This is a genomic window from Nocardia sp. NPDC005745 (assembly GCF_040630775.1).
Taxonomy (GTDB): Bacteria; Actinomycetota; Actinomycetes; order Mycobacteriales; family Mycobacteriaceae; genus Nocardia.
In genome coordinates, this window is the sequence record NZ_JBEXYF010000042.1 from 38,807 (window position 1) to 49,495 (window position 10,689).

The 10,689-nt window shown below is 68.0% G+C and carries 22 protein-coding genes; all 22 read right to left on the reverse strand.

Features of this window, described 5'->3' with window-relative positions:
* Positions 1 to 52: 52 nt before the first annotated feature.
* The 22 genes from ABZ420_RS31515 to ABZ420_RS31620 all read right to left on the reverse strand — a co-directional run bounded on the left by ABZ420_RS31515 (position 53) and on the right by ABZ420_RS31620 (position 10,633).
* Positions 53 to 1,630, reverse strand: coding sequence for a terminase family protein (locus tag ABZ420_RS31515; protein ID WP_357130485.1), 1,578 nt, complete (start codon positions 1,628 to 1,630; stop codon positions 53 to 55).
* Positions 1,631 to 1,634: 4 nt separating this feature from the next.
* A complete protein-coding gene (locus tag ABZ420_RS31520; RefSeq protein WP_357130488.1) occupies positions 1,635 to 2,000 on the reverse strand; it encodes a hypothetical protein in 366 nt (121 codons plus the stop codon).
* A gap of 104 nt (positions 2,001 to 2,104) precedes the next feature.
* The gene (locus ABZ420_RS31525) at positions 2,105 to 2,245 is read right to left on the reverse strand and encodes a hypothetical protein (RefSeq protein ID WP_357130490.1); all 141 of its coding nucleotides are present in this window, start codon (positions 2,243 to 2,245) and stop codon (positions 2,105 to 2,107) included.
* Positions 2,242 to 2,835 (reverse strand): hypothetical protein, encoded by a 594-nt coding sequence (locus ABZ420_RS31530; protein WP_357130493.1) that lies wholly within the window; start codon positions 2,833 to 2,835, stop codon positions 2,242 to 2,244. The genes ABZ420_RS31525 and ABZ420_RS31530 overlap by 4 nt, the downstream gene beginning before the upstream one ends.
* A 67-nt stretch (positions 2,836 to 2,902) precedes the next feature.
* A complete protein-coding gene (locus ABZ420_RS31535) occupies positions 2,903 to 3,238 on the reverse strand; it encodes a hypothetical protein (protein ID WP_357130496.1) in 336 nt (111 codons plus the stop codon).
* A 136-nt stretch (positions 3,239 to 3,374) separates the two neighbouring features.
* Complete coding sequence (locus tag ABZ420_RS31540) at positions 3,375 to 3,581, reverse strand: hypothetical protein (RefSeq protein WP_357130499.1); 207 nt, start codon at positions 3,579 to 3,581, stop codon at positions 3,375 to 3,377.
* 83 nt (positions 3,582 to 3,664) lie between these two features.
* Positions 3,665 to 4,135: a hypothetical protein gene (locus ABZ420_RS31545; protein ID WP_357130502.1), complete on the reverse strand. Its 471-nt coding sequence runs from the start codon at positions 4,133 to 4,135 to the stop codon at positions 3,665 to 3,667.
* A 20-nt stretch (positions 4,136 to 4,155) separates the two neighbouring features.
* The gene (locus ABZ420_RS31550; protein WP_357130505.1) at positions 4,156 to 4,293 is read right to left on the reverse strand and encodes a hypothetical protein; all 138 of its coding nucleotides are present in this window, start codon (positions 4,291 to 4,293) and stop codon (positions 4,156 to 4,158) included.
* A gap of 158 nt (positions 4,294 to 4,451) precedes the next feature.
* Positions 4,452 to 4,766, reverse strand: coding sequence for a hypothetical protein (locus ABZ420_RS31555; RefSeq protein ID WP_357130508.1), 315 nt, complete (start codon positions 4,764 to 4,766; stop codon positions 4,452 to 4,454).
* A 184-nt stretch (positions 4,767 to 4,950) separates the two neighbouring features.
* Positions 4,951 to 5,151: a hypothetical protein gene (locus tag ABZ420_RS31560; RefSeq protein ID WP_357130511.1), complete on the reverse strand. Its 201-nt coding sequence runs from the start codon at positions 5,149 to 5,151 to the stop codon at positions 4,951 to 4,953.
* An 84-nt stretch (positions 5,152 to 5,235) separates the two neighbouring features.
* Positions 5,236 to 5,757, reverse strand: a complete 522-nt coding sequence (locus tag ABZ420_RS31565; RefSeq protein ID WP_357130514.1) for a hypothetical protein — start codon at positions 5,755 to 5,757, stop codon at positions 5,236 to 5,238.
* Complete coding sequence (locus ABZ420_RS31570) at positions 5,754 to 5,975, reverse strand: hypothetical protein (RefSeq protein ID WP_357130517.1); 222 nt, start codon at positions 5,973 to 5,975, stop codon at positions 5,754 to 5,756. Before ABZ420_RS31570 ends, ABZ420_RS31565 begins: the two co-directional genes overlap by 4 nt.
* A 1-nt stretch (position 5,976) precedes the next feature.
* On the reverse strand, positions 5,977 to 6,243 hold the full coding sequence (locus ABZ420_RS31575) for a hypothetical protein (RefSeq protein ID WP_357130519.1): 267 nt from the start codon (positions 6,241 to 6,243) through the stop codon (positions 5,977 to 5,979).
* 494 nt (positions 6,244 to 6,737) lie between these two features.
* The gene (locus ABZ420_RS31580; protein ID WP_357130522.1) at positions 6,738 to 7,031 is read right to left on the reverse strand and encodes a hypothetical protein; all 294 of its coding nucleotides are present in this window, start codon (positions 7,029 to 7,031) and stop codon (positions 6,738 to 6,740) included.
* 105 nt (positions 7,032 to 7,136) lie between these two features.
* Positions 7,137 to 7,646, reverse strand: coding sequence for a hypothetical protein (locus ABZ420_RS31585; RefSeq protein ID WP_357130525.1), 510 nt, complete (start codon positions 7,644 to 7,646; stop codon positions 7,137 to 7,139).
* Between the two features lie 2 nt (positions 7,647 to 7,648).
* Positions 7,649 to 7,942: a hypothetical protein gene (locus tag ABZ420_RS31590; protein WP_357130528.1), complete on the reverse strand. Its 294-nt coding sequence runs from the start codon at positions 7,940 to 7,942 to the stop codon at positions 7,649 to 7,651.
* Between the two features lie 352 nt (positions 7,943 to 8,294).
* Positions 8,295 to 8,666, reverse strand: a complete 372-nt coding sequence (locus ABZ420_RS31595) for a DUF4326 domain-containing protein (RefSeq protein ID WP_357130531.1) — start codon at positions 8,664 to 8,666, stop codon at positions 8,295 to 8,297.
* On the reverse strand, positions 8,659 to 8,979 hold the full coding sequence (locus ABZ420_RS31600; protein WP_357130534.1) for a glutaredoxin family protein: 321 nt from the start codon (positions 8,977 to 8,979) through the stop codon (positions 8,659 to 8,661). The genes ABZ420_RS31595 and ABZ420_RS31600 overlap by 8 nt, the downstream gene beginning before the upstream one ends.
* Positions 8,976 to 9,131, reverse strand: coding sequence for a hypothetical protein (locus ABZ420_RS31605; protein ID WP_357130537.1), 156 nt, complete (start codon positions 9,129 to 9,131; stop codon positions 8,976 to 8,978). Before ABZ420_RS31605 ends, ABZ420_RS31600 begins: the two co-directional genes overlap by 4 nt.
* Positions 9,124 to 9,783, reverse strand: a complete 660-nt coding sequence (locus tag ABZ420_RS31610) for a hypothetical protein (protein ID WP_357130540.1) — start codon at positions 9,781 to 9,783, stop codon at positions 9,124 to 9,126. The genes ABZ420_RS31605 and ABZ420_RS31610 overlap by 8 nt, the downstream gene beginning before the upstream one ends.
* Positions 9,780 to 10,109, reverse strand: a complete 330-nt coding sequence (locus tag ABZ420_RS31615) for a hypothetical protein (RefSeq protein WP_357130543.1) — start codon at positions 10,107 to 10,109, stop codon at positions 9,780 to 9,782. Before ABZ420_RS31615 ends, ABZ420_RS31610 begins: the two co-directional genes overlap by 4 nt.
* A gap of 8 nt (positions 10,110 to 10,117) precedes the next feature.
* Positions 10,118 to 10,633 carry a hypothetical protein gene (locus tag ABZ420_RS31620; RefSeq protein WP_357130546.1) on the reverse strand — a complete coding sequence of 172 codons (516 nt, stop codon included), beginning with the start codon at positions 10,631 to 10,633 and terminating at the stop codon, positions 10,118 to 10,120.
* Positions 10,634 to 10,689 lie beyond the last annotated feature (56 nt).

Genomic DNA, 10,689 nt, shown 5'->3' on the forward strand with positions numbered 1-10,689 from the left:
TGAGGGCTTATCCCTCGAACAACACCAATACTACACACTTGGGCGTGTATCGTCAACGGCTGGGTAGCAGTCCGTCCGGCATCGAACCCCACGGTGTGTCCGGGCTGGCCATCGCCATTTCCCCGCCACCGGACAGCACGTCGAACGCGATCGTGCCCGCCGCCACCCGGTCCGGCTGGTGCTGTCCTTCCTGCCAGCGGACTGCCTGCGCCTCCAGCGTGGCGAGTTGATGCCCCACCACCCGGCAGCGGCCGACGCTCGTCGCGTGCCGGAACCCCGTCGACCGCACCAACGCATTACCGCTGCCCTTCCACGGATTGATGTGGAACGGCCGATACGGCGGCACCCGGACACCCTCGACCACACCGCCGGCGCCCGCGGCCTCGACCACCAGGTCGTCGTAGGCGCGTTTCAGCAGGGCCGCGTAGGTGGTTGGTGCGCTGTACGCCTCGAACACCACCTCAGTCGCGCCGTAGGCGAGCGCTAGGAGGCAGGCGCGGCGCGGCCACTGCGCCGACGACAGCTGCCCCGACCAGTCCTGCGACAGCACCACCGTGCCGTCACCGGCCAGGCCCGCGGCGACGATCCCCGCTTCGTCGCCCTTGCCGGTCTCGGCCGGGTCGATCGTGACGAGCCGCCGATACAGCAGGGGTTCGGCGGCGAGCCGGTACCGGTCGAACCAGGCTTGCGAGAACAGTGTCCCGCCGAGCGGGTACGGCGACCCGAGATACAAGGCGGCCCAGACGCGTTCGCCCACCGCCGTGCGGATGTCGGCCCAGTCCTCGGCGGTGCGGCCGCGCGCCGACTCCAGCGGCGTGCCCTCCGGCCGTTCGAGCGCGTCGCGGACGCCCGCGGTGGCGACGGCTGGGATGTTGATGTGGGTCCACTTCTTCGCGTGCTCAGCGAGCAGGAACCCAGCGAGGTCGGCCTCGTGCCAGCGGGTTTGGATCAGGATGATCGGCGCGCCCGGCGCGAGACGAGTGGTCAGGTCGCCTTGGAATCCCGCGATCACCTTCGCGCGTTCGGTGAGGGAGTCCGCCGCGGCCATACCCTTCAGCGGGTCGTCTATGACGAGCATGTCGCAGGGGCGGCCGGTGATGGTGCCGCCCATACCGACCGCGACCACACCGCCCTTGTGGCCCTTGATCTGCCAGTTCCCGGCGGCGAACCGGTCGGCGGCCAACCCGAGCCCGAGCCGGTCGGGGAGCTCAATGCCGGTGAGGGGGTCTCGGGCGCCGGTGCCGTAGGCCGAGATGATGTTGCGCCCCGCTTGGCTGGCCTGCCGGGCGAGATCCTCACTGTAGGAGGCGATCAGGATGCGGGTGTCCGGGTTCCGCTGAAGCTGACGCAGCACCGTCCACACCGCCACCAACGTCGACTTGCCCTCCTGCGGCGGGCAGGTGATCAGCAGCCGAGCACCGCGGGTGGTCATCGCGTCTTCTATCGCCTCGGCCATCAGCCGTATCGCGGGGGTGGCGACGTAGGTGGGGTCGATCTGTTGGGCGAGGTCGGCCGGGTGGGAACACGCGGCGAGCGCGGCTCGGCGCGTCAACGTTTGACGCGCCCATGCCTCGAACGCCCGGCGCTGCGCAAGCGGCAGCTGCGCGGCGCGCTCCCACACATCCGTCATGGGATCACTCGTCGTCGTCCGGGTAGACCGGGGTGATGCGGGGTTCGCGCCGGCGGGCCTCACCCACGATGCGCTGCCATAGGCCGGGGAACGGTTGTTCGGGGGAGCGGCCCCTCCACACGCGCACGGGGTGGGGGTCCTCACCAGTGGGGGGCACTGCCGCGATGAGGGCTTCCACTTGCTGGTCGAATCGCGCGTACAACGCGTCTACGTCTTTCCATGCGCCGTCGGGGATGGCGTCGCGCCCGTTCTCCCACCGCTGGTAGGACTGTTCGCGTACGCGCAGCACAGTCGCCATTTCGCCGCGTTCCAATCCCAGGTAGCGGCGCGCGAGAAGCATCTCGGCGCCGCGGCCGTATTCGTAGGCCACGTGGTCCCCTTCTGCCGGTACCCCCTCCGCTGGTGGGGGGTGGTGGCCCCAATGGTGGCATGGGGTGCGGTGCAGCAATGGGGTGAGGGAGTGGCGTGTGATGGTCACGGGGTGGCTCTCTCGGTGTCGGCGGGGCAGGTCTTGGTGAGGGCGTCGGCGTCCTGCTGGAAGGGGGTCAGATGCCAGCCGTCGATCAGCTGCTGACCGCAGCGGGGGCAGCGCTCGGGTTCTGGGTAGCCGCTCACGGAGTCGCCTCTCGCAGCTCGTAGACGCAGAACCGCGTACGAGGGTCCTCGGGCGCGACCTCGGCGAGGAACTCGTGCGCCTCACCTGGGTCGGTGTACGCGCGGGCACGGTCACCAAGGATGCCGACCTCCAGCTCATCGAACGCGAGAAGAGTCCGGCCCTCGTGCTGCCAGCCGACGACGTACCCGAGTGGGGGACGCTGCGCAGCCTCCAACTCGGCGATGCGGGCGTCACGGGCGGTCACTTGCGCCCGAAGTTCCATCACACGTGCGTGCAGCGCTCCCGCATTGCCATGTGCCCGATCGGCATCGGCCCGGAGCTCGTCCCGCTCGCCCTCCAGCTCGGCGATACGGGCACGGGCCGATATCAGGTCGACGTAGTCGGTTTGCCATTGCCGTCGTCGTTTCCAGATGGTTCGCAGCAATTCCCCCAGCCGGGAGGTGCGGGCGCGTAGCTCGAGCAGCTCGGCGGCCATCGCGTGAATCTCGGGCTGGTAGGCGTTGACGCTCCCGCCGTCGTTCCAGTGCTGGATCAGGTCCGCTATCTCGGCATCGGTCAGGGGCGGGGCGGTGGGTGGGTGGTTGGGCATGTGGGGCTCCGTGGATAGGCGGAAGCCACCAGGCCCCGTGGGGAGCCTGGCGGCTGGTGGATGGGGGTCAGGCCGCCGCCGGGACGGCCACGGCGTAGCGGAGCCACCAGTACGACACGTCGAGGGTGATGCCCTCGCTCAGGTCGACGTCGTCGCGGTAGGTGAGGGCCTCGACCTGCTCGGCGACCTCGGACGCGGCGACCATGATCGAGGTGAGGCCGTCCGCGCGGTCGGTGAACTGGATGTCGACGGCGGCGGGGGTGCCGGTGACCTCGCAGGTGGCGTGGTCCCAGCCGGTGCGGGAGATCTCGATGCGGATGCTCGCGTCGTCCACGCCGAGCGCCGCGCGGACGGTGGCGATCTCGTCGGCGGTGGTGGTGTGGCGGGGGTCCTTGGTGCTCATGTCCGGCTCCTCCGGGTTGGGGAAGGCTTTCCTTCCGATGACTCAAACAATACACGCCTATGTGTGTCTCGTCAACCGGTCGGTTCGAGACAACATGTAGCGGGCCGGGGTGCAACTCCCCGGCCCGCCGTAGCGGCTACGCCGCGAGCGCGCCCCAGTCCACGCCGAGCTGGTACGCCTCATCGGCCTGGGCCTGGGTCGCGCCCGCCACGTACGCGGTCTCGTACGCCTGCTCGACCGCGTCGGAGTGGCCGCCGTTGTGGTGGCCGTCCTCGTACCCCTGCCGCCACTGCGCGGCAGCGCGGGTCAAGGCGTTGAGGGCGGTGGCGAGAGAGATGTCCATGTCCGGCTCCATCCGGTCTGTGAGGGCTTGTCCCTCGAACTCTTTTAACAATACACGCTCATGTGTGTACTGTCTAGAGTTTGTCAGAACGGCGGATCGTCATCGAACCGGCCCAGGGTCGGGGCCGGCCGCGGCTGACGCAGTCGCCGGAGCGCATCGGCAGCGGAATCGCCCGCGCCGTGCCCGATCTCGGTGTCCTCGCCGTCCTCGCTGTTCTTGGCTACGGCGAGGAACCATCCGTCGTGCGGCGGCTCGATCACGTCACCGTTCTCGCTCATCTGCCCAGCCTCGCCGGGCCAGTACTCCAGCGTGATCGTCGCGCCGTCCTCGAGCAGGGCATCGGCGCTGAGATGGTCGGGCTCTGGAGCTGGCGCGGTGAACTGGTCGGCCACCATGCGCAGCAGTTCGCCAGCTCGGCGGTGGATGGCCTTCAAGTCGCTCTCGGGGATGTCGTAGCAATCGTCACGTTCGTAGACGGCGCCGTACTCGATTTCCTCTGTGAGGTGGGCGCATACAACATCCGCGGCTATCCGCTCGATATCAGCATGTTCCATGGTGCGTGTCCCTTCCGGTGTCAGAGCAGGACCAGCGCGAGGCTGCACCCGGCCACGACCACGACCCACAGGAACATGACCAGGACGGCGTGCCGGGGGCGGGGCGGTTCGGGGGCGCGGTGGCGTCCACCGGTCTGCGGCGGTCGGGTAGCGATCACGGTGGATTCCTTCGGTAGTGGGTGTTTTGGCGGTGTTTCCCTCCGCGCCGTGGTTCGGGGGCCGTCGCTGGAGGGGTGGTCGTCGCCGACGCAGGGGGTAATCGGGGCGACGACCGGCCCGGCCGCGCTGGTTCGAGGAACGCGGCCGGGGGTCGGGGTTAGGCGCTTCGCTTGCGGGCGAGCACCTTCCTGCGTCCCGCGCGGGCCGCTTCGATGCGGCGCTGCTGGGCTTCGCTCCTGAACTTGTCGACAACGGCGTTGATGCGCCGGTCCTCGGCTTCGTCCCGGAGTGCGCCGCCGGGCTGCTCGGGCTGCTGCGCTTCCCGCGCCTGGCGCTGGCGCATGTTGATCTCGGCGGTCACCATGATCTGGGTGGCCCGCTGGGGGGATGCGCCGTTGAACAGGGCGGCGCAGATCTTTTCCCAGTCGTCGGCGGGGATGATGTTGCCGTTGCGGTCGCGGGGGAGGGTCATACCAACCACGCCCCGATCGCGTACGTCGCGCCGAACGTGAGCAACACGAGGGCCTCGTCGAAGTAGATGCTGTCGGTGATCCGGTGCAATACGGGATTCACATCCGGCTCCTTCCGGTGAGATGACGGCCAATTCCGTCGAACACGCTCAACAGTACACACATAGGCGTGTGCCGTCAATGGGATCATTCCAGCGACTCCAGGCCAGGCAGGACCGGTGTCGCCTCCCGCTGCGCCTTACGGCACTCCACACACAACCGGTCACGCGGCACCTCGAACCGCGGATCGAACGGCGCCCGGCACTGGGGGTTCCGGCACTCCATCAACGCCACCGTGTCGCCCGGCCGCACCCGATACCGCTGCGGGATCGGCCGCCGCCCCTGCATCCGGTAGGCACCCCGGGAGTCTCGGACCGATTTTCCGGAGACTCTCCCCAGGTCACCGCGACTCCCATAGGTAGGCACCGGCACTCACTCCCCAGGGATCTCGCGAACAGCCGGGTCGCCGGCACTCACCAGCTCCGCGTCCACCACGTCACCGTCGAGCATCCGCATGAACTGCGCCTTCAACGAGTCGAGAGACTCACCGCCGACGTTCACCTCCACCACCGGCTGATCCAGCCCGTACAAGCGCATCAGGCGGGCCAGCGCCCTATCCGCCACCGTCGCACCCGCTTTGAACTTGTCCAGGTCACCCTCGTCCCGGCCGTCCCGCATCACCTGCAGCCCAGCGGTCCACAACAGTTCCGCACGGGCCTCGATCTTCGGCCGCAGCACATCCGCCGCGTCCGTCGCGGCACGCCGGAACACCGCGTGCACCGCCGCCCGCGCCCCCGACTCGCTGGCGTACCCCTCCTCCACAGCGATCTCCGCATAGGTGAGCCCCTGCACCGCCAGATCCGCGCACCGCTGCTGCCGCGCCATCTCATCCGGAGTCGCCCGCGCCTTCCCCCGCCGCGGCCGCGTCGCCTTCGGATCCTTCGGAGTCGTCACCCCGCACCCCCTCTATACGCAGAGAAGTCGCGCACACCGGTGAGGAGTTCGAAGGTGTCGTGGTTGACGTTGACGTCTGTGAAGGTGATGGACGTGCGTGTGCTGCCGGGGTGGTCTTCCTGCCAGTGGGTGTCGCATGAGCGGTCCGGCGCCCCGTACTTGTCGATCAAGTCTCGGCAGTCCGGGCAGTCGGTAGCTGCGCGGGGTGTAGTGCTCATGTCAGCGGTCCTTTGTGCGCCAGGTGGTGAATGCGTTGTCTCGCTCCGCCTGGTCGCTCTCGTGGCAGCACGGGTGCGCGTCCGCCCACCACTGTTCGGCTGCGAGGTATCCCGCCTCGAAGGCGTCGCGGACCGCCTGCTGCATGTCGGTCTGGTCCGTTGTGACGGGTTCGGCCATGGCGAAGGTGAAAGGGTGACTGTCGGGGTGGTCGGGGAATGCTGGTTTCCCGCACGTGGTACAGGTGAGTTCGTTGGTGTTGCTGCCCATGTCCGGAAGCTACGAGTCAGGGGTGCAGCGGCGGCGGGCCTCACGGAGCTGGCGCCGAGACTGGTAGTACTCCTTCGACCTTCTGCTCTCGCATGCGCGGCAGATCCGGTGAGACGTTCCGTCGGGCCGCTTGTGAACCCGGATGTTGTCGCCCGACAGCGGGTGTTCGTACTTGCAGTGAGTCTGCGGGGTGGGGGGTTTGCGTGGTGCGGGTTTCACGGGGTCGCCGTAGGCGTACCAGTGCTGGTAGTGCCTTGTGCACCAGCCGCGTGAGACCGCGACCCGATCGCATCCGTCTACCGAGCACGGCACCCGGGGTTTCCGGGGGCCGCGTTTGGGTGGTGGCGGTGGGGATGAGGGACGGACGGTGAGCGGGTCACCGGTTCGATACCAGCGGGCGTAGTGCTTGCTGCACCAGCCGCGGGATCGGTGCGGTAGGTCGCATCCCTCGATGGTGCAGATCTCGTCGTAGATGCGGACACCTGGCAAAACCATCAGTCGCCGCCCACCTTCGTCAGGGCGGTCCGGCCGGCGCCGGTGATGCGGTAGGTGATGTGGCCCTTCGGTGGTGGTGTGTCGGCGAACAGCCAGCCGCGCATGGCCATCGCCTTCAGCCGGTTGCGTACGGCCACGTTGTCTTGCCTGGTCGCGGTCTTCACTTCGCGGCCGGTGCGGGGGTTCCCGTCGGAGAGCAGCCGGAGGATGGCGCGCTGGTTCGGTGTGGGCTTGACGTTGCGGCGTGGAGGCCGGAGGTGGGTCCAGTGCTCTGCGTTGTGCCAGTGCGTCATGGGCGGCTCTCCTGGTCGCGGATTCGGCGCGGGTAGGGCGGCCACAGCCGGTCAGCCAGGCGCCCGAACCAGGCGGAGAGCTGACCAGCCCAGCCCGCCAACCACTTACGCATCGGGGTTGTCCTCTTTCCAGTCGGTCGCGGCGAGGATCGCGTGAGCGATGCAGCGTGCGTCATCGCGGGACCAATCGCCAGGTTCGACTGCGATGCTGATTCGGGGGTTGCCTTCGGCGTCGGGATCACCGATACCCACTGACGCGTATTCGGGAATCGCGCGAGACAGGACGCGCCAGAAGGGTGCGCCGTTGGGACGGCGTCCGGTAGGGGCGGGAAGTTCCGGCACCTGGGCGGGCGCGGGTTCGGGCGTGATGGTGAGTGCAGAGAGGTCGACACTCTGGATTTTGCTGAGCAGATCGGCGGGCACGCGGTGCACGGTGATTCCTGGTGTTCCGTCGCGCGTTTCGAATCCGAGTGCGCGTTCGACCTTGCCGAGGACGGTGCGCATCATCCGCGCGAGACGGGCGGTCTCGGGCTCGGATTGCAGCGACACGGTCTCTTCCTCGCGCACGTCGAGTTCGGCGCCGTTGGACCGGACGTAGATGCGGATGAGGGTCATGACTATCCTTCGGGGTTCGCGAGCTGGAGCAGGACGTCGGGCCGGGCACCTTCAGTGAGCGCGCGCTCAATGGGCCATCCGCGACGTAGGCGATACAGCAGAGTGTTGGCCTTGAGCCCGAGCAGAGCGGCCCATTCCTTGACAGTCCGCGTTTGTCCACAGAATTCGACGCGGTGGTTGTTGCGGCGGTTGTTCTGCTGCTCTGTCCGGGTGGCCCAGCGGCAGTTGTCTGGGCTGTAGTGGCCGTCTGGATCAATGCGATCGAGTTCAAGCTCAGGCGCGAATCCGCTGGCCATGTCGGCAGCGAATTGTTCGAACGAGTGCCACCGTGAGCAGACGGCTATTCCGCGCCCGCCGTAGTTCTCCCATCCCCGGTGGTTGGGGTTCTCGCAGCGGCCGAGCATTGCCCGCCAGCGCTGATAGAGCGGGGACGCGGTTCCGCCGTGTGTCGTTTGTGCGCGGCTTACTGCGCACGACGCGCACGCGGACGTGCGACCAGCGGTCAGAGTAGCGCCACGAACGCGGACGTGTCGCCCACATCTGCATGAACACAGCCACACCCATGCACGGAACTTGTCTTGGTGCGAGCGCTCAAGGACTGTGAGGTCGCCGAAAGTCTGTGCGGCAAGTTCTAGACGAGGCGGCATGTCAGATTTCCTCCCCGGCCGCGAGCTGGAGTAGCACGTCGGCGTGGCAGGGGACACGGTTGCCGTCCTCGTCCTCGAGGGGGCACCAGCAGCAGAGGTCTTTGCCGCGCAGCTCGGCGCGGATCTCCTCATCGGATGGGTAGCGGTTGATGGCGCGTGCTTCCGGGTCGGCAAGCATGTTCCGGAATCCGTCGACCGCGATGCGGCGAGCATCGGCCGGGGTGCATTCGGTGACCTCGCCGGTGGCGGGGTCCGTGATCGGGCCCGGCTGCCAGCGACAGGGGTTGCCCCACTTCGACGGTCGGGCGACGACCACTGCGCCGGGTGGTTTGCACCATCCTGCGGCGCGTTTGAGTTGGATGCGTTCAGGCATCGTCGGCCTCGGTGAGCGTGGCCACGGCCGCCGATTCGAGGGGAGCGATATCGGGTGCGGCGGCGTAAATCTCGGCGAGCCGGTCGAGTCGCTCGTCCCGGAATCCGGACCAGTGCACGTCACCGGCGACGACGACCGGCAGCGTCAGGTAGCCGAGCATGGTCACGATGTCGCGTGCATCCTGGTCTTTTGTAACGTCGCGGTAGGTGTACTCGACACGAAGCCGGTCGAGGTGGCGGGTGGTCATGCGGCACTGCTGGCAACCAGGCTGGCCGTAGATGGTGATCTCCACGGGCGTGGATGGGGTGGTCATCGGGTGCGGCCTCTCGTGAGGCGGCGGATACCGGCGAGCACCGAGTAGGAGACGCTGCGGACCGCTGGCGGTTTCTGCTGGGGCTGGTATTCGCCGCGGCGTATGCCCTGCTGGATCTGCCAGTTCACGAGGTGGTCTATCCAGTCAGCCACGGTCGGACTCCTCGCGTGTGGGAGTGAGGGTGGCCGCGCCGAGGGTGCTGTCGGGGTGCAGGGCGCGCCAGGCTTGGGCCGCGGTGCGGTTGCGTTCGGAGAAGTAGGGCCGCCTGTAGCCGTTGCGTACACAGAACGTGGTCAGCGCGGAGGCGACGGCGTTCCAGAAGCGGTTGAACTCGTCCCGCTCGATAGCTGCGCCCATCTCGGCGGCCGTCTCGGGTGACCACGAGGGGATCGGGGAGTTCAGGGCGTCACGGGCGATGCAGCCGCTGCACCAATGCGTTTGATCCGCGCGGTGGATGTCGCGGCATGTATACACGCCGGAGCAGTTGGAGCATGGATTGGCGGCGATCCGGGCTAGTCCATCACGCCACTCGCGGGCGATAAGCCAGGCAATGGGGGCCGGTGTGGTCTCGCCCTGAGCCCGGACCGCCGCGCGGCGCTTGGCGATGCCGTAGACGTTCGCGCCGCCGTAGGTGAACGCGGATAGCAGGAACCACCACTGCCGGGTCGCGATGGCGTAGGCGATCCACAGGCCCTGCACGGCCAGGCCGATGCCGGGGCCGATCAGGGATTGGGAGCGATACACCAGGACCAGGCCGACGACGCCGATCGTGGTCAGGGTGAACGACCACCACAGGGAAATCATCGGTCAGCCTCCTCTTTGCGGCGGATGTCGAACTCGCCGAGCAGCATCTGCGCCTGGTGGTAGCAGTGAGGTTCGTTCTGGTCGCGCCACCCGCAGTAGCAGACGTCGCCCTCGGCGGTTGTGTGGCGCAGGAATCGGTGCTCACCGGCCAGGTGGCCGAGGTCTTTCATCAGCGATTGGCAGGGGGCTTTGTCGCTGGTGCGGGACGCCCGTGCGGGAATAGGGATTACGGAGATCAGCACGGCGATCGGTAGCACAGTCAGGAGCCACCACGGCCACGAGATCAGCAACGAAGTGGCGACACCGACGGCGAGTGCGATGAGCATGCGGGGGATCATGTGGCGGGCTCCTGGAGGTTGAAGAGGGTGAGTTCGGTGGCGGGTGCGGGGTCGGCCAACTGCTGCAACGTGAGTCGGACCAGGGCGCCGATGTCGCGGGAGTTGGTCGGGTAGGTGCGCCACCGCACCGTCGCTTGGGCTCGTACGTCGGCGGGCAGCGATTCGCACCAGCGGTGCAGCCGCGTGTAGCTGACGCGGGCTTCACGCAGCAGCGCGCCTTCGCGGAACATGATCGGCGTACCAGTTGGCCGGATATCGTCGGGTCCGGCCCAGGCGACCGGGATCCAGTCGTGCCACTGGCCTTCTATGGCGGTGCGGGTGCACTGGTAGTGCAGCAGCACGGCCCCAGCGGTAGTGAATTCGCCGCCACCGCCGCCCAGGTGGCCGTCACGCAGGTATGCGATGCCGTGCTCTGGGCTGGAGATGCAGTGCCCGATGTGCTGGGGAATGCGGCGCAGTAGGGCGCGTTCGGTGGCGGTGAATTCGACGCCGGGGTGCGTCGGCGCGGTCACGGGTGGTGGTCCCGCCCGAAACACAGCGCCCGCGACATCGGGGCGCGGCATCTCGT

What these genes read in the sequence shown, in the direction of transcription:
- ABZ420_RS31515 (WP_357130485.1), bottom strand. Translation starts at nt 1,630, where the DNA reads ATGACGGATGTGTGGGAGCGCGCCGCGCAGCTGCCGCTTGCGCAGCGC.
- ABZ420_RS31530 (WP_357130493.1), bottom strand. Translation starts at nt 2,835, where the DNA reads ATGCCCAACCACCCACCCACCGCCCCGCCCCTGACCGATGCCGAGATA.
- ABZ420_RS31535 (WP_357130496.1), bottom strand. Translation starts at nt 3,238, where the DNA reads ATGAGCACCAAGGACCCCCGCCACACCACCACCGCCGACGAGATCGCC.
- ABZ420_RS31540 (WP_357130499.1), bottom strand. Translation starts at nt 3,581, where the DNA reads ATGGACATCTCTCTCGCCACCGCCCTCAACGCCTTGACCCGCGCTGCC.
- ABZ420_RS31545 (WP_357130502.1), bottom strand. Translation starts at nt 4,135, where the DNA reads ATGGAACATGCTGATATCGAGCGGATAGCCGCGGATGTTGTATGCGCC.
- ABZ420_RS31555 (WP_357130508.1), bottom strand. Translation starts at nt 4,766, where the DNA reads ATGACCCTCCCCCGCGACCGCAACGGCAACATCATCCCCGCCGACGAC.
- ABZ420_RS31560 (WP_357130511.1), bottom strand. Translation starts at nt 5,151, where the DNA reads ATGCAGGGGCGGCGGCCGATCCCGCAGCGGTATCGGGTGCGGCCGGGC.
- ABZ420_RS31570 (WP_357130517.1), bottom strand. Translation starts at nt 5,975, where the DNA reads ATGAGCACTACACCCCGCGCAGCTACCGACTGCCCGGACTGCCGAGAC.
- ABZ420_RS31575 (WP_357130519.1), bottom strand. Translation starts at nt 6,243, where the DNA reads ATGGGCAGCAACACCAACGAACTCACCTGTACCACGTGCGGGAAACCA.
- ABZ420_RS31580 (WP_357130522.1), bottom strand. Translation starts at nt 7,031, where the DNA reads ATGACGCACTGGCACAACGCAGAGCACTGGACCCACCTCCGGCCTCCA.
- ABZ420_RS31585 (WP_357130525.1), bottom strand. Translation starts at nt 7,646, where the DNA reads ATGACCCTCATCCGCATCTACGTCCGGTCCAACGGCGCCGAACTCGAC.
- ABZ420_RS31590 (WP_357130528.1), bottom strand. Translation starts at nt 7,942, where the DNA reads ATGGCCAGCGGATTCGCGCCTGAGCTTGAACTCGATCGCATTGATCCA.
- ABZ420_RS31595 (WP_357130531.1), bottom strand. Translation starts at nt 8,666, where the DNA reads ATGCCTGAACGCATCCAACTCAAACGCGCCGCAGGATGGTGCAAACCA.
- ABZ420_RS31600 (WP_357130534.1), bottom strand. Translation starts at nt 8,979, where the DNA reads ATGACCACCCCATCCACGCCCGTGGAGATCACCATCTACGGCCAGCCT.
- ABZ420_RS31610 (WP_357130540.1), bottom strand. Translation starts at nt 9,783, where the DNA reads ATGATTTCCCTGTGGTGGTCGTTCACCCTGACCACGATCGGCGTCGTC.
- ABZ420_RS31615 (WP_357130543.1), bottom strand. Translation starts at nt 10,109, where the DNA reads ATGCTCATCGCACTCGCCGTCGGTGTCGCCACTTCGTTGCTGATCTCG.